Here is a 19,569-nt window from a genome sequence, read left to right as displayed (position 1 = left end):
GACGCGTGAGCGGCGCGATCACCGATATTACCCTGTCTCGCGCTCACTCGCGAATCGAGCCGACCTCACTCGCAGCGGAGACCGTCCTCCGGCACCACATCGTGGAGCAGGAACCCCTCGACGGCGTCATCGACGCAGGGGTTGCCCTTGTTGTAGCCGGTGTGCCCCTCGCCCACACGAGTGATGAGGACGCCCTCCTGGAGCTGGTCGGCCAGCGACTTCGACCACTCGTACGGCGTGGCCGGGTCGTTCGTCGTGCCGACGACCACGATGGGCCCCGCACCTTCGGCCGTGATCTCGCCCCGCGTGCCGGTCGGCGGGTAGGGCCACACGGAGCACGAGTCGGGACCGTTCCAGTACGGCGCGATCGTGGGTGCACCCTCGGCGATCTTCGCCTGGCTCGCCGCCTCGGCGGCCGGATCGTCTTCGACCGGGTAGTCCATGCAGTTGTAGGCGCGGAAGGCCTCGGCGGAGTTGTCGGTGTACGCGCCGTTCTCGCGGCCGTTGTAGAAGTCGGCGAGGAGGAAGGCGGTGCTCGGATCGCCCTGCAGCGCCTGGTCGAAAGCCTGCGTGAGGTAGCTCCAGCTGTCCTGCGAGTACAGGGCGGCGATGATGCCCGTCATCAGCGAATCCGCGCCGAGCATGCGGCCGTCGCTGTTCTTGAGCGGCGTGCGGTCGACGCTCGCCAGCAGTGCACCCAGGTCGGCCATCGCCTCATCCACGGTGCCGTTGAACGGGCAGCTTCCGGAGTCGAGGCAGTCCTTCATGTAGGCGCGGAGCGCGGATTCGAAGCCGAGAGCCTGCGTCGCGCCCACCTCGAGTCCGGGAACCGCCGGGTCGATGGCACCGTCGAGCACCAGGCGCCCCGCCTTCGACGGGTAGAGGTTCGCGTAGGTCGCACCGAGGAACGTGCCGTACGAGTAGCCGAGATAGTTCAGTTTCTTGTCGCCCAGCACCGCCCGGATCAGGTCCATGTCGCGCGCGGCATTGATCGTGGTGATGTACGGCAGGATGCCGCCGCTGTTCGCCTCGCACGCCTCGGCGAAGGCCTTGTGCGAGTCGAGCAGCTCGGCCGTCCACTCCGCGGTTCCGCGCGCAGCAGCCGGGATGCCATAGAGGTAGTCGTCCATCTGCGGGGCGTCGTAGCAGGTGACCGCGGTGGATGCGCCGACTCCGCGCGGGTCGAAGCCGATCACGTCGTAGTTCGCGATGAGGTCGGGGCCGACCGCGAAGTCGAGGCTGTTCTGGATCAGATCCACGCCGCTTGCGCCCGGGCCACCCGGGTTCGTCAGCAGCGAGCCGATCGCCGTACCCTCGGCGCGATGACGGACCACCGCGAGGCTGATGTCGCCTGCGCCGGGGTTCTCCCAGTCGAGGGGCGCCGTGACCTCGGTGCAGTCGAAGCCGACACCGCACTCACGCCATGACAGCTCCTGCGAATAGAAGGGCAGCAGGTCTTCCGCCACACCCTCGGTGTCGGGCGCGGCAGTCGTCGAGGGGCGCGACGACTGCTCGGGGATCATCGAGTACAGGCACCCCGACAGGACGACGGAGGCAGCGGCCAGCCCTGCGATGACCGCGGCGGCGCGACGCACACGGGAAGTCGGTCGATTGTTCACGGTTTCCTCCCGCTCGTGATCGTCACGAGCAAGCTCTCCAGTGCGAGCAGCGGGGCGACATTGCGCTCCAGCGACTGCCGCGTCTCGGCAAGGTGGTCAAGTACGACAAGAGTACGGGTCTCGGGCCATGCGGCCGCGAGCGCGGACAGCTCGGACCGCAGCTCGGCGTTGATGAGGTCGTCACCGCGGCCGAACTGCAGCATCACGACATCGCGGAACAGGGACTGCAGGTCGGTGAGCACGCGGTCAATGCCGTCGCGCAGACTGCGGGTGGCCCGCTTCTTCTGATCGTCTTCGAGCGCCGAGAGCTGCGTGCGCAAGGCCGGAGGGACCGCCTGTCCTTCCGCGACGCCGATGGTGCGCAGCAGCGACGCCCGCTCCTGCGCATCCCTCTCGGCGGTGAGCGCCTTCGCGTCTTCGGTCGCGGCCTGGATGATGCGCCCCGCCACCTCGACCGCATCGCCGACGCCGCGCACGCCGAGCACCGAGCGGAGCGTCTCGTCACGCCGACGCCGCGCGGCCTCGTCGGTCGCGAGGCGCTGGGCCATGCCGATGTGACGCTGCGCGTGACGCGCGGCCTGCTCGGCGACGCCTTCGTCGACGCCCGTGCGCAGGCTGATGAGACGGGCCACGTCGGCGACGTCGGGTTCACGCAGCCGCAGCGAGCGCACCCGAGAGCGGATGGTCGGCAGCAGATCGGCCTCGCTTGGCGCGCACAGGATCCACACCGTCTGCTCCGGCGGCTCTTCGAGGGCTTTCAGCAGCACGTTGGACGTGCGCTCGACCATGCGGTCGGCGTCTTCGACCACGATGACCCGATACCGCCCCGCCGACGGCGCGAAGTAGGACCGTTCGACCAGGCTGCGCGCCTCGGCGATCGTGATGATGACCTTGTCGGTGCGCAGCGCCGTGACATCGGGGTGGGTGCCCGCCAGAACCTGTCGCATCACCGCCTCGTCATCCGGGTGGTCGGCGATGAGCGCGGCGGCGAACGCGTAGGCGAGCGTCGAGCGCCCCGATCCGGGCGGGCCCGTGATCAGCCAGGCGTGCGAGAGCGCAGAGGGATCGGATGCCGCGTCACGGAGCGTGTCGACGGCAGCGTCCTGCCCCCACACATCCGCCCAGGGGAAGGGAGGGGCGTCGGTCTGGGGCATGCTCTCAGCCTAATCGGGACCGCTGACACCCGGACACGGGCGCGGTCAGTCGAGCAGGGCGGTGACCCTGGTGCGGATCTGCGCGGCGATCGTCTCCGGCGGCGCCGCGGCGTCGAGGACGAGGAATCGCTCGGGCTCCGCGGCGGCGAGGGCGAGGTAGGCGTCGCGCACGCGACCGTGGAACTCCGACTTCTCGGCCTCCAGCCGGTCGAACGGCTTGTCCGCCGAGTCGAGTCGGGTACGGGCGGCGGCGGGGTCGAGATCGAGCAGCACGGTCAGATCCGGTAGCGCACCCTCGGCCGCCCACAGCGACAGGTCGCGGATCTCGGTGGCATCGAGCACGCGCCCCGCGCCCTGGTAGGCGACGGACGAGTCGAGGTATCGGTCCTGCAGCACGATGTCGCCACGCTCGAGAGCCGGTCGCACGACCGTCGCGACATGGTGCGCGCGGTCCGCCGCGTAGAGCAGCGCCTCCGCGCGCGGGGCGATGTCACCGCGATGGTGCAGCACGATGTCGCGGATCAGCTGACCGACCTCGGACCCACCGGGCTCACGAGTGCGGACGACGGTGCGCCCGACGCCTTCGAGCCACGCCGCGAGCAGGTTCGACTGCGTGGTCTTGCCCGAGCCGTCGCCGCCTTCGAGCGTGATCCACACCCCGTGACCTGCGGTCACGAGTCCGCCTGCTCCGCGGCCTTCGCGGCAGCATTCGCGGCACGCGTGGCCGCAGCCTTCTTCGCCGCCGCCGACCGGGCGGCGGAGGTCGCCGCCGTGGTCTTCTTCGCCGGAGCCTTCTTGGCAGCAGGTTTCTTGGCGGGCGCCTTCTTGGCAGGAGCCTTCTTCGCCGCACCGCGCTTGGGTGCCGGTCCCTTCGCGCGCTTGTCGGCGAGCATCTGCACCGCGATCTCGAAGGTGATGTCCTCCACCTTCTGACCGCGCGGGATCGTGACGTTCGTCTCACTGTCGGTCACGTACGCACCGAACCGTCCATCGCGGATGCGGATCGGCTTGCCGCTGACCGGGTCGGCGTCGAACTCGGCGAGGGCACTGGATGCGCGACGCCCCGCGCCGTACTTCGGCTGCGCATAGATCTCCAGCGCCTGCTCCAGCGTGACGTCGAAGATCTGCGACTCGGACTCGAGCGAACGGGAGTCGGTCCCCTTCTTCAGGTATGGACCGAAACGACCGTTCTGCGCCGTGATCTCGTCACCGGACTCCGGGTCGACGCCGACCACGCGCGGCAGGCTCAGCAGCTTCAGAGCGGTTTCGAGATCGATCTCATCCACCGACATGGAACGGAACAACGACGCCGTACGCGGCTTCGGCGCGGCCTCCTTCTTCGCCCCGCGCTTCGGCTTGGGAGCCTCGACGACCTCGCCCGTGCTCTCATCAACCGCGGCGTCCTCCGACACCGGGTCGTTCTCCTGCACGTAGGGGCCGAAACGGCCGTCCTTCACGACGATGATCTTGCCGTTCTCGGGGTTCTCGCCGAGCACTCGATCGCCGGCGACGGGAGCGTCGATGAGCTCCTGAGCCTTCTCCGCGGTCAGCTCGTCGGGCGCGAGGTCCTCCGGCACGTTGACGATGCGCGGCTTCGCCTCTGGGTTCTCGGGGTCGGCGACCTCGAGGTAAGGGCCGTACTTTCCGAAGCGGAGCGTGGCGGTGTCGGTGATCGGCGTCGAGTTCAGTGCTCGCGCATCGATCTCACCGAGGTTGTCGACGACCTGACGGAGCCCGATGTGCGAGTCCGACCCGAAGTAGAAGGACTTGAGCCACTCGACACGGTTCTGCTCGCCACGGGCGATCGTGTCGAGATCGTCTTCCAGCGCGGCCGTGAAGTCGTAGTCCACGAGGTCGGAGAAGTGCTCCTCGAGCAGGCGTACCACGCTGAACGCGAGCCACGTCGGGACGAGCGCCTGACCCCGCTTGACGGCGTAGCCGCGGTCGAGGATCGTCTCGGGGATCGAGGCGAAGGTCGAAGGACGGCCGATGCCCTTCTCCTCGAGCACCTTCACCAGCGAGGCCTCGGTGTAACGCGGCTTCGGCGTGGTGCGGTGCCCCTTCGCCTCGGCGTCCGAGACGGCGAGCTCGTCGCCGACGACGACGGCCGGGAGCGACTGGTTCTCCGCCGCGTCCGCGTCCCCGCGCTTCTCGTCGCGGCCCTCTTCATAGGCCTCCAAGAAGCCCTTGAAGGTGTAGACGGTTCCGGAAGCCGTGAACTCGGCCTTCTTCCCCGCGGCGTCGACGGCGATCGTGACGGTGGTGGTCTCGTACTTCGCGTCGGACATCTGGCTGGCGACCGTGCGCTTCCAGATGAGGTCGTACAGGCGCTGCTCGTCGCGGTCGAGTTCGGACGCCAGCGATGCCGGGGTGCGGAAGTTGTCGCCGGAGGGGCGGATGGCCTCGTGCGCCTCCTGCGCGTTCTTGCTCTTCGACTTGTACACGCGCGGCTTCAGCGGCACAGCAGCGTCGCCGTAGAGGGCCACCGCCTGGCTCCGCGCCGCCTGCACCGCCTGGGTGCTCAGCGACGTGGAGTCGGTACGCATATAAGTGATGTACCCCTTCTCGTACAGCCGCTGAGCGACGCCCATCGCCTGCTTGGCACCCATCGAGAGCTTGCGCCCCGCCTCCTGCTGCATCGTGGAGGTCGTGAACGGCGCGTAGGGGCTGCGGGTTCCCGGCTTCGCCTCGACCTTGGTGACCGTCCCGGCTCCGGCGGCATCGACGGCTGCGGCCAGCGCGGCGGCTGCAGCCTCGTCGAGGATGACGACGGCCTTCTTGAGCTTTCCGTCATCGCCGAAGTCGGTGCCGCGGGCGAGCTGGCCCCCATCGACGCGGACGAGGCGGATCTTGAAGGAGGTGCCGGATGCCGCGGCAGCAGCATCGACGTCCCAGTACTCGGCGGAGGTGAACGCCATGCGCTCGCGCTCCCGGTCGACGATCAGACGCGTCGCGGCGGACTGCACCCGTCCAGCGGAGATGCCGGTCTTGACCTTGTACCAGAGCACCGGCGAGACGTCCCAGCCGTACAGACGGTCGAGGATGCGTCGGGTCTCCTGCGCATCGACGAGGTCGTGGTCGAGCTCGCGTGTGTTCCCGACCGCAGCCTGGATCGCGTCCTTGGTGATCTCGTGGAAGACCATCCGCTTCACGGGGACCTTGGGTTTGAGGGTCTCGAGCAGGTGCCAGGCGATCGCCTCGCCCTCGCGGTCTTCATCAGTGGCGAGCAGGAGTTCGTCGGCGCTCTTGAGGGCCCGCTTGAGCTCGGCGACCGTCTTGGTCTTGCGGTCGGAGACGACGTAGTACGGGTCGAACCCGTTCTCGATGTCGATGGAGTACTTCCCATAGGCCTGCTTGTCAGCGGCAGGGATGTCCTTCTTGTCAGCGAGGTCGCGAATGTGGCCGACGGAGCTGAGCACCTCGTAGCCGTCGCCGAGGTATCCCTGAATAGACCGCATCTTCGTCGGGGACTCGACGATGACGAGCTTCTTGCCTTCAGCCAAGGGTGCGTCCTTTCTTCGAAGCACACCATACACACCACTGTGTGGGGTCGTTCACAGTGAGCGAGGTCGCGCGGCCGTCATTGTCCCTCGGGTGGCCCGGCACGGGCGCGGGAGACGGCTGCGAGTCCAGCGTACGCCGCCTGCACCTCCACGGTCGCCACGAAGCCCTCGAGAGTGCAACGGGTCACGGTCGCACCGGACGCGGCGGCGACCTGGGCGGCGAGCGCGCACGGGTCGCTTTCGGCGGCCACCGCTCCGCTCGCAGCGTCGGCGGCGGCGAGCGCGGCCGCGTCGGCGGCACCGGCCACACGCTGCGCCGTCACCGCTGCCCCACCGACGGCCGCGAGGCCGAGAGAGAGGGCCGCCGCGACGGTCAGGACCCCCGCTGCGAGCGCCGCGCCCGCCATCAGAGGCCCCCGTCGAGTGCGCAGCTCGACGCCCGCAGCGGCAGATGGATCAGTGCGCCGAGCGCCACGTCGAGCGAGGAGGTGACGCACACCAGGTTCCCGGAGTGCGATGAAGACACCGCCGCCCCGGACACTGCTGTACGAACGACGCGCACGGCCTCCTCCTGCCCCTCACCCCGACCGAGCAGACGCGCGGCGTCAGCCGAGGCATCCTGCAACGCCACCTGGCGCGACGCGGCACCGAGGGCGCCGGCCCCGAGAAGGAGCACCAGCACGACCGCGGGCAGCGCGAGCGCGAGTTCGGCCGAGACCGACCCCCGCTCGCGCTCCTCGTCGACGCCGCGTCGGGCTCCTGCGCCGCGCGTCATGACACCGTCAACGCTCGCCGCACGAGGCCGGTGAGGATGCCGCGCACCTCGTCCGACCGCATGATCACGACCAGTAGCCCGGCGAACGCGACGGCGGCCATGGTCGTGATCGCGTACTCGGCCGTGGCCGCCCCGGTGTCGTCACCGAACAGGGCCGCCGCGCGACGCCGGTCCAGCATGGGGATGTTCGTCATGGTGTTCCTTCTTTCTCTGTGATGCGTGCGCATCGGGTGGATCTGGGGATGGGCCGGGGCTCACAGGGACAGCGGTGTCGAGGTGAGGACGCTCAGCAACAGCGGTGCCACGCCGAGCAGGAGGAACGCAGGGAGCGTGCAGACACCGAGCGGGATGAGCAGGCGCTGGGAGAGCTTCGCGGCACGGAGCCTGCCCTGCACCCTGGCCGCATGCCGGTCCTGGGCAGCAGAAGCACGGAGGAGCTCAGCCGCAGGCACACCGGCTGCGCGGGAGAGTTCCAGCACCGCCCGGACCCGCGCCTCGCTCCCACCCGTTGCCGAGCTCTCGGCGACCAGCTGCAGCGCCCGGCCGATGGAGGCACCGCCTGCCAGAGCGACCGCGACCAGCTCCGCTCGCATGCCCGGCGTGCCCGGCGCCGGTCGCGCCCGACGCAACAACCGCCCTGTCCACATCCGTGCCGCACCGACCAGTACCAGGCCGATGACCACGCAGGCCGCACCGAGCGGATTGCCGACTATGACACCGAGGGTGTCGAAGCCCAGGGCGAAGCCGAGGATCAGCCCGGCGAAGGGCATCCAGAGCAGCAGTCTCGCCGTGCCTGCAGGTTCGGCGAGCGCGATGCGCACGTCGTCGGCGGCGGATGCCGCATCCCGCAGGGTCTCTGCGATCATGCGCAGCACCTCGGCGAGCGGAGCGCCCACCGTCGTCGCGATCTCCCAGGCGGCGGCCAGATCGACCCAGGCGCCGCCTTCGGCCTCGATGGCGGTGAGGAGAGGAGCGCCGCGCTCGACTCTGTCGACCACGGCGACCGCGTGGGCATCGCCGGTGCCGGCGAGATGGCGCCAGGCCACGAGCGGCACAGCGCCGGCCTGCAGCAGCACCGCCAAGGTCTGCACCGACGTCGCCGCGTCTTCGATTCCGCCACGCTCCGTCCGTGATTGTCGGCGACGCCTCACCACGGCTGGACCTCCTCGATGCCGAGGCGCTCGCCCTCGATCACGAGCCGCCCTGCCTGGCTGATACGACGGACACCACCGGGTGCGCGGTCGAGGTGCAGCACCATCGTGAACGCGCTCACCGCCTGCCGCGCGAGCGCCACAGCGTCCATCCCGGCGAGGGCGCCGAGCGCTTCCAGACGGGCTGGGACATCACGCAGGCCGCTCGCATGCAGGGTGCCCGCTCCCCCGTCGTGACCGGTGTTGAGAGCGGTCAGGAGCTCGCGGACCTCTTCTCCACGGCACTCGCCGACGACCAGCCGATCGGGCCGCATCCGCAGCGACTCCCGCACCAGTCGGGCGAGTGTGATCGCGCCTGCACCCTCGAGGTTCGCCTGCCGCGCCTCGAGCGCGACATGGTGCGGATGCCGTGGCCGCAGCTCGGCCACGTCTTCGATCGTCACGATGCGCTCGTCGGGCGGGACCTCGGACAGCAGCGCCGACAGCAGTGTGGTCTTGCCCGTGCCTGTTCCCCCGGTGATGAGGATGTTCGCCCGCGCGGCGACCAGTCCGAGCAGCCAGCTCTGCTGACGCGCGTCGAAGGCTCCGAGCGCTGCGAGCGCATCGAGATCGGCCGCCCGCACCCGAGGGATGCGGATCGAGAGCGCGGTGCCCATCGTCGACACCGGGGCGAGGACCGCATGGACGCGGATACCGGAGTCGAGGCGCACGTCGACGCAAGGCGCCTGGTCGTCGAGGTGGCGCCCGCCGAGCCCGACGAGGGCCACGGCGAGGTCGCGCACCTCCCGCTCCGACGCCCGCCAGCCCGCGGCCGGCTCGGCGCCGCTGCCACGGTCGACGAACAGCCCGTCTGCGCCGTTGACGAACACATCCGTCACGGTGTCGTCGATATGGGCGCGGAGCGGACCGAAGGCGGAGTCCATCGACAGCGGGTCGCGAGGGGCGTCTACCGTGGTCGCGCCGGGCGCCGTTCCCCGGGGCTGGATGATGAAGGAATCGGTCATACCGCGACGGTAGGCGGCACCCCCGCCACACCAGAGCGGATGCGCCCCGATTCCTCGGTCGCTGTGCAGAAGCCGCGTACGCACTCACTCGTGGAGGGAGCGGCCAGGCACAATCGGAACCGCCGACCGGGAGCGCTCCCAACGGAAATGGGCGGCATCTCACGGGGGGAATGAGATGCCGCCCACGGCGGGCCACGATGGGGGGAATCGGGCGCGCCAAGGCCGGAATGAGAATTCGGCTGTCGTCGAGTGTACGCAAGGCAGTCGTCCTGACAAAACCAGCCCCACTACCGACTTTCGGCAGTATGCGATGAGGGTGCACGAAGATAGATTCACCCTGACCTGGTCGCCCCACCCCCGCTCGACCAGGTTCGCTTGACCCGAATGCCGCAAAGGAGCGCCTGCCGATGAGCAGCCAGATCGACCATCTTCTCGACGAGACCCGCAAGTTCCCGCCGTCGGAGGAATTCGTCGCCCAGTCCATCTCCTCCCCCGAGCTGTACCAGCGTGCTGCCGCCGACCGCGAGGCGTTCTGGGGGGAGCAGTCCCGGGAGCTCGTGCACTGGCACAAGCCGTTCACCCAGGTGCTCGACTGGAGCAACCCGCCGTTCGCGAAGTGGTTCGACGACGGCGAGCTGAACGTCGCGTACAACTGCCTCGACCGGCACGTCGAAGCCGGCAACGGCGACCGCGTCGCCCTGCATTGGGAGGGCGAACCGGGCGATACCCGTCGCATCACCTACGCCGAACTCACCGACGAGGTCAAGCGCGTCGCCAACGTCCTCGAAGGCCTGGGCATCGGGCAGGGTGACCGGGTCGCGATCTACCTGCCGATGATCCCCGAGGCGATCGCCTCGATGCTCGCGGTCGCACGCCTCGGCGCCATCCACTCGGTCGTGTTCGGCGGATTCAGCGCCGACAGCCTCCGCTCGCGCATCGACGACGCCGGTGCCAAGCTCGTCATCACCGCCGACGGCGGCTACCGCAAGGGCCGCGTCTCCGCGCTGAAGCCCGCGGTCGACCAGGCTCTCGCCGACCGCGGTGACGGCGAACAGCAGACGGTCGAGCACGTGCTGGTCGTCCGTCGCGGCGAGAACGAGGTCGAGTGGACCGAGGGCCGCGACATCTGGTGGCACGACGTCGTCCCCGGCGCCTCCGCCGACCACACGGCACAGGCCTTCCCCGCCGAGAACCCCCTCTTCATCCTCTACACCTCGGGCACCACGGGGAAGCCGAAGGGCATCCTGCACACCTCCGGCGGCTACCTCACCCAGGCGGCGTACTCGCACAAGTACGTCTTCGATCTGCACCCCGAGACCGACGTCTTCTGGTGCACGGCCGACATCGGCTGGATCACCGGGCACAGCTACGTCGCATACGGCCCGCTCGCGAACGGCGCGACGCAGGTGCTGTACGAGGGCACCCCCGACACCCCGCACCCCGGGCGCTGGTGGGAGATCATCGAGAAGTACAAGGTCTCGATCTTCTACACGGCCCCGACCGCCATCCGCTCCTTCATGAAAACCGGTCGCAGCATCCCGGCCAAGTTCGACCTGTCGTCGCTGCGCCTGCTCGGATCGGTGGGCGAGCCCATCAACCCCGAGGCATGGATGTGGTACCGCGAGGTCATCGGCGCGGGAGTCGCTCCCATCGTCGACACCTGGTGGCAGACCGAGACCGGAGCGATCATGGTCTCCGCCCTCCCCGGTGTCATCGCGACCAAGCCGGGCTCCGCCCAGGTTCCGCTGCCCGGCATCTCGATCGACGTGGTCGACGAGCAAGGCGTGGAGGTCGGCAACGGCGCGGGTGGACTTCTCGTGATCACCGAGCCGTGGCCGAGCATGCTGCGCGGCATCTGGGGCGACCCGGAACGGTACCGCGAGACCTACTGGGAGAAGTTCGAGGAGCAGGGCTACTACTTCGCCGGCGACGGCGCACGCCTGGACGACGACGGCGATCTGTGGCTGCTGGGCCGCGTCGATGACGTGATGAACGTGTCGGGGCACCGTCTGTCGACCGCCGAGATCGAGTCGTCGCTCGTCGCGCACGAGGCGACCGCCGAGGCGGCAGTGGTCGGCGCCTCCGACGAGACGACGGGGCAGGCCGTCGTGGCCTTCGTGATCATCAAGGAGAGCTACCTCTCCGCGCACGACCCGGCGGGCCTCGCCCAGCTGCTGCGACTCTGGGTCGGCGAGCAGATCGGCGCGATCGCCCGTCCGCGCGATGTGTACATCGTCGGTGAGCTGCCGAAGACCCGCTCCGGCAAGATCATGCGACGCCTGCTGCGCGACGTCGCGGAAGGCCGTGAGGTCGGCGACACCACGACGCTCGCCGACACCGCGGTGATGAGCATCATCTCGGCACAGGTGAAGTAGCCCGACCCGCTCCGGCCGCACCCGTTCCGGGACAGAAAACGCGCCTCCCCCGACCGGGGGAGGCGCGTTTCTCATCCTGCGGGCGGCAGAAGAGGAGCCTCAGGCGAGGAGGAAGGCCACCTCGACCTCGACCGGGCTGCCCAGCGGAAGCTCGGCGACGCCGACGGCCGCACGGGCGTGACGTCCTGCATCGCCGAAGATCTCGCCGAGCACCTCGCTGGAGCCGTTGATCACGCCGGGCTGTCCGGTGAAACCTTCCGCCGAGGCGACGAACCCGCCGACCCGGAGCACGCCGGCGATGCGGTCGACGCCGCCCGCCGCATCCGCCGCCGCCGCGAGAGCGTTCAGGGCGCAGGTACGGGCATAGACCTTCGCGTCTTCCGCAGAGACCTCGGCGCCGACTTTGCCGACCGCCGGAAGCGCACCGTCGACGAACGGCAGCTGCCCGGAGGTGTAGACGAGGCCACCGTGCGTGACGGCCGGGACGTAGGCGGCGACCGGTGCGGCCACGGCGGGCAGCTCGATACCGAGCTCGGTGAGACGGGCGGAGACGCTCATGCCTGACCCCCTTCGAACTGACGAGCGGCCTGTTCCGCGGCGGCGAGACCGGCGTTGGCGGACGCGTCCGAGGTCACGGGGCGCTTCAGGTAGGCGACGAGGCCGCCTTCCGGGCCCTGCACGACCTGCACGAGCTCCCAGCCCTGCTTGCCCCAGTTGTTGAGGATGGCGGCGGTGTTGTGGATCAGCAGCGGCGTGGTGAGGTACTCCCACGTGGTCATGGCACTCCTGTCGATCGGGGCACGGCACCGGAAATCCGGGGCGGGCTCGTCAAAGGCGGTATTCAGGGAACTCCCCTACGATCAAGCGTATGCCCCAAAAGAATCGCACGGTGAGAGGCGTGCTCGGCGGTCTCGTCGGGCTCGTCGGTCTGAGCGCCGTCGCCGGTCTCCTGGTCACAGCGAGCGTCACCCCCGTCCTCGCGATGACCGGTGTCGCAGGCACCCAGGCCCTCACCCTCTTCAATCAGCTTCCCGAGAACCTCAACCCGGGAACGCCGATGGAGCAGTCGACCATCTATGCGACCAACACCGACGGCTCGACCGTCGAGCTGGCCTCGTTCTACGAGCAGAACCGTGTGCCGGTCACCTACGACCAGGTCTCCCCAGTGCTGTACGACGCGATCCTCTCCAGTGAGGACAAGAACTTCTACAGCCACGGCGGCGTCAACATCGGCGCCACCGTGAAGGCTCTGGTCGACAACGTGCGCGGCACGTCGAGCCGCGGCGCCTCCACGATCAGCCAGCAGTACGTCAAGAACGTGCTGATCCAGCAGTGCGAGCAGGACGTCGACACCACGTCCGAGACCTACAACGACGATCTCCAGCAGTGCTGGCAGGACGCGACCAATGCGCGGGGCAGCAAGGGCATCGAGCGCAAGCTCCAGGAGATGCGCTACGCGATCCAGATCGAGAAGGAGTTCTCCAAGAACGACATCCTCCTCGGCTACCTGAACATCGCCAACTTCGGCGGCACGGTCTACGGCATCGAGGCCGCGGCCAGCTACTACTTCAACACCACCGCCGCCAACCTCACGGTCGCCCAAGCAGCCACTCTTGCCGGTGTAGTGCAGAACCCCAACACGTATCGCATCGACAAGCCCCAGGGCACGACCACGAACGCCAAGGGCGAGCCCGTCAACACCGCTGAGGACGGATACGCACTCACGAAGGATCGTCGTCATTACGTGCTCGGACGCATGCTCGCGGACGGCAAGATCACCCAGGCCCAGTACGACGAGGCCGATGCTTCCGCGATCGAGCCCTCGATCAACCCCCCGACGCAGGGGTGCGCATCTGCCGGAACCAGCGCCTACTTCTGCCAGTACGTGAAGTCGATCGTGCTGAACGACAAGGCCTTCGGCGAGACCCGGCAGGACCGCAACGACCTGCTGCGCCGCGGGGGTCTGAAGATCTACACCACGCTGGACTACCGGATCCAGAACCCCGCAGCCGAGAAGATGGCCGAGGTCGTCCCCGCCAACTACGACAACGACTACTTCGGTGCCGCCGGTGTCTCGGTCGAGGTCGGCACGGGTCGCATCCTGTCGATGACCCAGAACACCCAGTTCGTCGAGACGCCCACCGACGACCTGGCCCAGACGTCCCTCGTCTTCGCCGGCGACCAGGTGCACGGCAACTCCGGCGGCTTCCAAGTCGGCTCGGTGTACAAGCTGTTCACGCTGATCGACTGGCTGGAGAAGGGCCACTCCGTCAACGAGGTGCTCGACGGCACGGTCAAGACGAGCATGAAGTTCACGGCGGCCTCGTGCGGCGGTGGGACCATGACCGCCAACACCAAGGAGATCGGTAACTTCGGCGGCGGCGGCGGGCGAACGGACTCCGTGATGAACTTCACGAAGAACTCGCTCAACAGCGGCTACTTCGCGATGGCATCGAAGCTCGACCTCTGCGAGATCAACAAGGTCGCCGACCGGATGGGCGTCACGCTCGCCGACGGCACCAAGACCACGGACGAGAACGTGCCCTACGACGTTCTCGGACCGAAGAACATCTCGCCGCTCGCGATGGCCGGCGCCTACGCGACCGTCGCCAGCGGCGGCACCTACTGCACCCCGCGCGCGATCGACAAGGTGGTCGGCCCCGATGGCAAGGATCGCGAACTGCCCGCCTCGACGTGCACCCCTGGGGTCATCACCCCGGAGGTGGCAGCGACCGCGGCGTATGCTCTGCAGGGCGTCATGGGGGGTGGAGGTACGGGTCAGCAGGCGAACCCCAACGACGGCACTCCTCTCATCGGCAAGACCGGGACCCACGATCGCTGGTCGACCATGATGATCGAGTCCAGCACCAAGGTCACCACGGCAGTGTGGGCGGGCCGCTGGAAGGGTCAGTCCGACATCTACCGGAAGCGCGCGGGCGGATACCTGCTCAACGAGATGCGGTACCCGTTGGCGAAGGCAGCCCAGGCGGCCGCCAACGACGCCTACCCCGGAACCGCCTTCCCCAAGCCGGACTCGAACCTGACGCGGAACGTGCTGACCGAGGTTCCGAACGTCGTCGGCAAGACGATGGACGAGGCCAAGTCGATTCTCGAGACCGCTGGGTTCACGGTCGCCGAAGGCGCCCCGGTCGACAGTGATCAGCCGGCAAACATCGTCGCGGCCCAGACCCCGTCCGGGCAGGCTGCGAGCGGCACCACGGTCACGATCTCGCCCAGCAACGGGCAGGGGACGACCGTGCCGGGCAATCTCGTGGGCATGACGAGAGCGCAGGCCTCCGCAGCCCTGAGCGGGGCCGGCTTCCAGAACATCGAGATCGACAACTCCTGCAACCCGCCGAACGCGGTCGTGACCACGAGCGACCCTGCCCCGGGTACGGCGACCAGCAAGTCGACGAACGTGAAAGTGACGTGCCAGTAGGCGCTCGCCGGACGGCGCACCCGGCCCTCATCGCGCTCGGCGCGGTGGGGGCCGCGGGCGTCGGCGCCGCGATCTGGGGCATCGGCATCGAGCGATACCTCTTCACTGTGCGCGAGGCGTCGGCCGCAGCGCTTCCCCCGGGGTCGGCACCGCTGCGTATCCTGCACATCTCCGATGCGCACATGGCACCGTGGCAGCACCGCAAGCAGGACTGGCTGGCGTCGCTCGCCGAACTCGAGCCCGACCTGATCGTCAACACCGGAGACAACCTCGGCCACGAGAAGGGCCTGGACGGCATCCGCCGCGCCTTCGCCCCGTTCGCCGGCATCCCGGGCGTCTTCGTGCACGGATCGAACGACGTGGCTGCCCCGTCACCGCGCAACCCGCTGCGCTACTTCCTCGGCCCGTCCAAGAAGAATCACTCCCCGGCCCGTCTCGACACCGCGGCGATGGACCGCTACTTCACCGACGAACTGGGGTGGACTGGTCTCAACAACGGGGCGGCACGGCTGCGCGTCGCGGGTACAGATGTCGATCTCTTCGGCGTCAACGATGCGCACCGGGACTGGGACCGCCTCGACGTGCTGCCCGATGCCATCGACGCGCTCGGACCGCGCGATGCTGCGACTCCGGTGCTGGGCGTCACCCATGCGCCGTATCAGCGCGTGCTCAACGGGTTCATCGATCTCGGCGCGGACGCCATCCTGGGTGGCCACACCCACGGTGGGCAGGTCTGCCTGCCCGGATACGGGGCACTGGTGGCCAACTGCGACATCCCGCTGAAGCAGGCCAAGGGTCTCAGCACGTGGTCGCACGCCGGTCGCACGGTGCCGCTCAACGTGAGCGCCGGATGCGGGCACTCCATCTACGCGCCGGTGCGCTTCGCCTGCCGCCCCGAGGCGACGCTGCTCACGCTCACGGCACGGGACTGATCCCGGCCACGATTCGGTGCTCAGGAGATTTCCCTGTAGAATCGGAGGGTTGCAAACGGGGTGTGGCGCAGCTTGGTAGCGCGCTTCGTTCGGGACGAAGAGGTCGCAGGTTCAAATCCTGTCACCCCGACCAGTGACACCGGAAGGCCGCCCTCAGGGGCGGCCTTCTCTGTACCGGGATCGCGCACGAAGGGAACGCATGAGCTCTCTGCTCCCGCCGCCGCGCCGTTTCACCCGCGCCTTGGCGCTCGCCCTCGGCATCCCCTTCCTCCTGGCTCTCGCCGCCCTCACCCTCACCCCGTCGCGCGTCGAGGATTCGCTGCCGAACCTGCTCGATGTGGTGCTCGGCACGGCTCACCGACTCGGCTGGTCCTCACTGAACTTCGCCCGCCTGGAAGTCCTCGCGAACGTCCTGGTGTTCGTGCCGGTCGGCATCCTGGCCTTCCTCCTGCTCCCCCGCCGACTCTGGGGCCTCGCCGTGCTCGTGGGTCCCGCGCTGTCGCTCGCGATCGAGACCGCGCAATGGCTGGCCCTCCCCCACCGTGCGGCGACCCTGAGCGACGTGCTGGCCAACTCCGCGGGCGCGACGCTCGGTGTCGTCCTCGCCGTGCTGTGCACGCTCGTGTTCGCCCCACGTTCCTCCCCGCCCGCACCTTCTAGGCTGGAGGCATCATGACTGTGCCTGCCCTCGTCGCCTTCGACCTCGATGACACGCTCGCTCCTTCCAAGGGAGCCATCGATCCGCGGATCGCCGGGTTGCTGCGCGCCCTGCTGCGCACGGTCGACGTCGCCATCATCTCGGGTGGCAACGAGGCGCAGTTCCGCGCACAGGTGATCGCGCAGCTCGGCGATGCGGATGCCGCCGACCTCGCGCGGCTGCACCTGCTGCCGACGTGCGGGACCCGGTATCTGCGCCACGACGGCACCGATTTCGTCGCGGTCTATGCCCACGACCTCAGCGACGATGAGAAGGCCGGTGCGCTCGCAGCACTGCGCGAGGAAGCCGAGCGTCTGGGTCTATGGGAGGCCGAGCCCTGGGGAGACATCCTCGAAGACCGCGGCTCGCAGATCACGTTCTCCGCGCTCGGCCAGCAGGCACCCCGCGCCGCCAAGCACGAGTGGGATCCGACGGGCTCCAAGCGGGGCGCCCTGCGCGACGCGGTCGCCGCACGCCTTCCCGGCCTCGAGGTCCGCTCCGGTGGGTCGACGTCGATCGACATCACCCAGGCCGGGATCGACAAGGCGTTCGGAATGCGCCAGCTCGCCGCACGCACCGGCATCGCCTTGACCGACATGCTCTTCTACGGCGACCGGCTCGACGAGGGCGGCAACGACTACCCGGTCCTCGCGATCGGGGTGCCCTCGATCGCCGTCGACGGCTGGGAGGACACCGCCGACAAGCTCGACGCGCTGCTCGTGACGCTCTGACCCGCGCTCCCTCGCGCCGTGTCGCACGGTGGCCCTAGCATGGCGTCATGGATCCCCTGCTGATCGTCATCGTCGTCGCCGCGCTCACCAGTGCCGTGTGCTGGGTGCTCTCACTGATCACCCGCGACACCTCGTGGGTCGACCGCGCCTGGTCGATCGTGCCGGTCGCCTACGTCTGGATCTTCGTCGGCGGGGCGTTCGCGAACGGCGACGGCTCCGTGCGCGTCGTGCTGATGGGAGTGCTCGCGACCGCGTGGGGCGCGCGCCTGACCTTCAACTTCGCCCGCAAGGGCGGTTACACCGGCATGGAGGACTACCGGTGGGCGATCCTGCGAAAGCGCATGCGTCCGTGGCAGTTCCAGATCTTCAACCTGCTGTTCATCATCGTGTACCAGATGACGTTGCTCGTGCTCATCACGCTGCCTGCACTGGTGGCAGCCCAGAATCCCTCGGCGCTCACCGGGTGGGACGCCCTGTTCGTGGTGGCGTTCCTTGCGTTCCTGACGGGCGAGACCATCGCCGACCAGCAGCAGTGGACCTTCCATCAGCGCAAGAAGCAGGCGGGCGGCACGCTGGCTCCCGGCTTCGCGACCACGGGACTGTTCCGCTACAGCCGGCACCCGAACTTCTTCTTCGAGCAGGCACAGTGGTGGGCCTTCTACGCGATCGGCGCGACCGCGGCGGTGACGGGAGGTGCGGGTCTGATCGGAGGCGCGCTGAACCCCACGATCATCGGCGCCGCCCTGCTCACCGTGCTGTTCATCGGGTCGACGATCTTCACCGAGTCGATCACGGCAGCCAAGTACCCGGCCTACGCCGAGTACCGCCGCACGACCTCGATGCTCGTCCCCTGGCCGCCGCGCGCCCGCGCCGTGGCGCCGCAGTCCTGAGGATCAACGGGCGTCCGGCGCGGGCTGCGGCCGTGGTCAGCGGGTGTGCGCCTCTGCCGCGGCCCGGGCCACCGGCACCAGTCGCGTGAGCTGCGTCACGTGTCCCGGCTCGAGCTCGGCGAGCGAGGAGACACCCAGCAGCCGCATCGTGCGCTCGATCTCGCTGCGCAGGATCGCGATCGTGCGGTCGACGCCCTGGCGTCCACCGGCCATGAGCCCGTACAGGTATGCACGCCCGATGAGGGTGAAGTCCGCACCGAGGGCGACAGCCGCCACGATGTCGGCGCCGTTCATGATGCCGGTGTCGATCATGACCGTGAAGTCGTCGCCGACAGCCCGACGCACCTCGGGCAGCAGGTGGAACGGGATCGGCGCACGGTCGAGCTGACGGCCACCATGGTTCGACAGCACGATGCCGTCGACACCGGCGTCGCGCAGACGCACCGAGTCCTCGACGTTCTGCACGCCCTTGATCACGATCTTGCCCGGCCAGATGTCGCGGATCACCGCGAGGTCGTCGTAGCTGATCGTGGGGTCCATCGCCGCATCCAGGAGCTCACCCACGGTGCCGCCCGTGGTGCTCAGCGACGCGAACTCGAGCTTCGGAGTCGTGAGGAAGTCGAACCACCACCACGGCCGCGGAATCGCGTTGATGATCGTGCCGACCGTGAGCTGCGGCGGGATGCTGAAGCCGTTGCGCTTGTCGCGCAGGCGCGCACCGGCGACGGGGGTGTCGACGGTGAACTGCAGCGTGTCGAACCCGCTCGCGGCGGCCCGACGGGTGAGCTCGTACGAGATCTCGCGGTCGCGCATCACGTAGAGCTGGAACCAGTTGCGACCGCGCGGGTTCGCGGCCTTCACGCCTTCGATCGAGGTGGTGCCGAGAGTGGAGAGGGTGAACGGGATGCCCGCGGCTGCAGCTGCCCCGGCTCCGGCCACCTCGCCCTCCGTCTGCATGAGGCGCGTGAAGCCCGTGGGTGCGATACCGAAGGGCAGCGCCGAGGGGCCGCCGAGGATCTCGACGGCCGTGTCCACGTCGGGCGCCGGGCGCAGGATCCCGGGGTGGAACTCCACGTCCTGGAAGGCCTGGCGGGCGCGGGTGAGCGACAGTTCGCCCTCCGCGGCACCGTCCGTGTAGTCGAACGCGGCCTTGGGCGTGCGCCGCTTGGCGATCAGGCGCAGGTCGTCGATCGTGAGCGCGGCGTCGAGGCGGCGCTTGCGGCCGTCGAGCTCGGGCTTCTTGAACTTCATGAGCTCGAGGAGCTCGGCGGGGTTGGGGAGCTGGCGCTGCACCATGAT

General features: G+C 68.9%; 18 protein-coding genes and 1 tRNA gene. 7 read left to right on the top strand and 12 right to left on the bottom strand.

Annotated elements, in window-relative coordinates:
* Window positions 1-65 precede the first annotated feature (65 nt).
* The 9 genes from WFM69_RS14230 to WFM69_RS14190 form a co-directional block, all read right to left on the bottom strand.
* The gene (locus WFM69_RS14230) at window positions 66-1,619 is read right to left on the bottom strand and encodes an alpha/beta hydrolase (RefSeq protein ID WP_337005753.1); all 1,554 of its coding nucleotides are present in this window, start codon (window positions 1,617-1,619) and stop codon (window positions 66-68) included.
* A complete protein-coding gene (locus tag WFM69_RS14225) occupies window positions 1,616-2,773 on the bottom strand; it encodes a DNA polymerase III subunit delta' (protein WP_337005751.1) in 1,158 nt (385 codons plus the stop codon). Before WFM69_RS14225 ends, WFM69_RS14230 begins: the two co-directional genes overlap by 4 nt.
* A 45-nt stretch (window positions 2,774-2,818) precedes the next feature.
* Window positions 2,819-3,448: a dTMP kinase gene (gene tmk / locus WFM69_RS14220; protein ID WP_337005749.1), complete on the bottom strand. Its 630-nt coding sequence runs from the start codon at window positions 3,446-3,448 to the stop codon at window positions 2,819-2,821.
* Window positions 3,445-6,276, bottom strand: a complete 2,832-nt coding sequence (topA, locus tag WFM69_RS14215) for a type I DNA topoisomerase (protein WP_337005747.1) — start codon at window positions 6,274-6,276, stop codon at window positions 3,445-3,447. The genes tmk and topA overlap by 4 nt, the downstream gene beginning before the upstream one ends.
* A 77-nt stretch (window positions 6,277-6,353) precedes the next feature.
* Complete coding sequence (locus WFM69_RS14210) at window positions 6,354-6,683, bottom strand: helicase (RefSeq protein ID WP_337005745.1); 330 nt, start codon at window positions 6,681-6,683, stop codon at window positions 6,354-6,356.
* Entirely contained in the window at window positions 6,683-7,051 is a 369-nt protein-coding gene (locus WFM69_RS14205; RefSeq protein WP_337005743.1) for a TadE family type IV pilus minor pilin, read from the bottom strand. Before WFM69_RS14205 ends, WFM69_RS14210 begins: the two co-directional genes overlap by 1 nt.
* A complete protein-coding gene (locus tag WFM69_RS14200; protein ID WP_337005741.1) occupies window positions 7,048-7,245 on the bottom strand; it encodes a DUF4244 domain-containing protein in 198 nt (65 codons plus the stop codon). Before WFM69_RS14200 ends, WFM69_RS14205 begins: the two co-directional genes overlap by 4 nt.
* A 60-nt stretch (window positions 7,246-7,305) precedes the next feature.
* Window positions 7,306-8,142 carry a type II secretion system F family protein gene (locus WFM69_RS14195; protein ID WP_337005739.1) on the bottom strand — a complete coding sequence of 279 codons (837 nt, stop codon included), beginning with the start codon at window positions 8,140-8,142 and terminating at the stop codon, window positions 7,306-7,308.
* Window positions 8,143-8,198: 56 nt separating this feature from the next.
* Window positions 8,199-9,206 (bottom strand): TadA family conjugal transfer-associated ATPase, encoded by a 1,008-nt coding sequence (locus tag WFM69_RS14190; RefSeq protein ID WP_337005736.1) that lies wholly within the window; start codon window positions 9,204-9,206, stop codon window positions 8,199-8,201.
* A gap of 407 nt (window positions 9,207-9,613) precedes the next feature.
* Between WFM69_RS14190 and acs the strand changes: the two genes are divergently transcribed.
* Window positions 9,614-11,581 (top strand): acetate--CoA ligase, encoded by a 1,968-nt coding sequence (gene acs / locus WFM69_RS14185; RefSeq protein WP_337005734.1) that lies wholly within the window; start codon window positions 9,614-9,616, stop codon window positions 11,579-11,581.
* A gap of 99 nt (window positions 11,582-11,680) precedes the next feature.
* On the opposite strand, the gene WFM69_RS14180 is transcribed toward acs, so the two are convergent.
* Window positions 11,681-12,139 (bottom strand): RidA family protein, encoded by a 459-nt coding sequence (locus tag WFM69_RS14180; RefSeq protein ID WP_337005732.1) that lies wholly within the window; start codon window positions 12,137-12,139, stop codon window positions 11,681-11,683.
* Window positions 12,136-12,360, bottom strand: a complete 225-nt coding sequence (locus WFM69_RS14175; protein WP_267415550.1) for a hypothetical protein — start codon at window positions 12,358-12,360, stop codon at window positions 12,136-12,138. Before WFM69_RS14175 ends, WFM69_RS14180 begins: the two co-directional genes overlap by 4 nt.
* An 89-nt stretch (window positions 12,361-12,449) precedes the next feature.
* Here WFM69_RS14175 and WFM69_RS14170 point away from each other — a divergent pair, with 89 nt between their 5' ends.
* The 6 genes from WFM69_RS14170 (at window position 12,450) to WFM69_RS14145 (ending at window position 18,270) form a co-directional block, all read left to right on the top strand.
* Window positions 12,450-15,020 carry a transglycosylase domain-containing protein gene (locus WFM69_RS14170; RefSeq protein WP_337005727.1) on the top strand — a complete coding sequence of 857 codons (2,571 nt, stop codon included), beginning with the start codon at window positions 12,450-12,452 and terminating at the stop codon, window positions 15,018-15,020.
* A complete protein-coding gene (locus WFM69_RS14165; RefSeq protein WP_337005725.1) occupies window positions 15,011-15,952 on the top strand; it encodes a metallophosphoesterase in 942 nt (313 codons plus the stop codon). The genes WFM69_RS14170 and WFM69_RS14165 overlap by 10 nt, the downstream gene beginning before the upstream one ends.
* Before the next feature lie 56 nt (window positions 15,953-16,008).
* Window positions 16,009-16,085 (top strand) — tRNA-Pro (locus tag WFM69_RS14160).
* Window positions 16,086-16,151: 66 nt separating this feature from the next.
* Window positions 16,152-16,628, top strand: a complete 477-nt coding sequence (locus tag WFM69_RS14155) for a VanZ family protein (protein WP_337005723.1) — start codon at window positions 16,152-16,154, stop codon at window positions 16,626-16,628.
* Window positions 16,625-17,380, top strand: coding sequence for an HAD-IIB family hydrolase (locus WFM69_RS14150; protein ID WP_337005721.1), 756 nt, complete (start codon window positions 16,625-16,627; stop codon window positions 17,378-17,380). Before WFM69_RS14155 ends, WFM69_RS14150 begins: the two co-directional genes overlap by 4 nt.
* Window positions 17,381-17,427: 47 nt before the next feature.
* Entirely contained in the window at window positions 17,428-18,270 is an 843-nt protein-coding gene (locus WFM69_RS14145; protein WP_337005719.1) for a DUF1295 domain-containing protein, read from the top strand.
* Window positions 18,271-18,306: 36 nt separating this feature from the next.
* Here the strand turns inward: WFM69_RS14145 and WFM69_RS14140 are convergent, their stop codons facing one another.
* Window positions 18,307-19,566, bottom strand: a complete 1,260-nt coding sequence (locus tag WFM69_RS14140) for an alpha-hydroxy acid oxidase (RefSeq protein WP_337005717.1) — start codon at window positions 19,564-19,566, stop codon at window positions 18,307-18,309.
* Window positions 19,567-19,569: the final 3 nt, after the last annotated feature.

Origin of the sequence: Microbacterium sp. LB12, assembly GCF_037150835.1 — a bacterium.
Classification (GTDB): Bacteria; Actinomycetota; Actinomycetes; order Actinomycetales; family Microbacteriaceae; genus Microbacterium.
This window is presented reverse-complemented; position numbering and strand designations above follow the sequence as displayed.

Bases quoted from the DNA above. Each gene is read 5' to 3' on its own strand.
- WFM69_RS14190 (WP_337005736.1), bottom strand. From the start codon at position 9,206: ATGACCGATTCCTTCATCATCCAGCCCCGGGGAACGGCGCCCGGCGCG.
- WFM69_RS14155 (WP_337005723.1), top strand. From the start codon at position 16,152: ATGAGCTCTCTGCTCCCGCCGCCGCGCCGTTTCACCCGCGCCTTGGCG.
- WFM69_RS14170 (WP_337005727.1), top strand. From the start codon at position 12,450: ATGCCCCAAAAGAATCGCACGGTGAGAGGCGTGCTCGGCGGTCTCGTC.
- WFM69_RS14225 (WP_337005751.1), bottom strand. From the start codon at position 2,773: ATGCCCCAGACCGACGCCCCTCCCTTCCCCTGGGCGGATGTGTGGGGG.
- WFM69_RS14200 (WP_337005741.1), bottom strand. From the start codon at position 7,245: ATGACGAACATCCCCATGCTGGACCGGCGTCGCGCGGCGGCCCTGTTC.
- WFM69_RS14145 (WP_337005719.1), top strand. From the start codon at position 17,428: ATGGATCCCCTGCTGATCGTCATCGTCGTCGCCGCGCTCACCAGTGCC.
- WFM69_RS14175 (WP_267415550.1), bottom strand. From the start codon at position 12,360: ATGACCACGTGGGAGTACCTCACCACGCCGCTGCTGATCCACAACACC.
- WFM69_RS14180 (WP_337005732.1), bottom strand. From the start codon at position 12,139: ATGAGCGTCTCCGCCCGTCTCACCGAGCTCGGTATCGAGCTGCCCGCC.
- WFM69_RS14140 (WP_337005717.1), bottom strand. From the start codon at position 19,566: ATGGTGCAGCGCCAGCTCCCCAACCCCGCCGAGCTCCTCGAGCTCATG.
- WFM69_RS14150 (WP_337005721.1), top strand. From the start codon at position 16,625: ATGACTGTGCCTGCCCTCGTCGCCTTCGACCTCGATGACACGCTCGCT.
- WFM69_RS14210 (WP_337005745.1), bottom strand. From the start codon at position 6,683: ATGGCGGGCGCGGCGCTCGCAGCGGGGGTCCTGACCGTCGCGGCGGCC.
- WFM69_RS14205 (WP_337005743.1), bottom strand. From the start codon at position 7,051: ATGACGCGCGGCGCAGGAGCCCGACGCGGCGTCGACGAGGAGCGCGAG.
- acs (WP_337005734.1), top strand. From the start codon at position 9,614: ATGAGCAGCCAGATCGACCATCTTCTCGACGAGACCCGCAAGTTCCCG.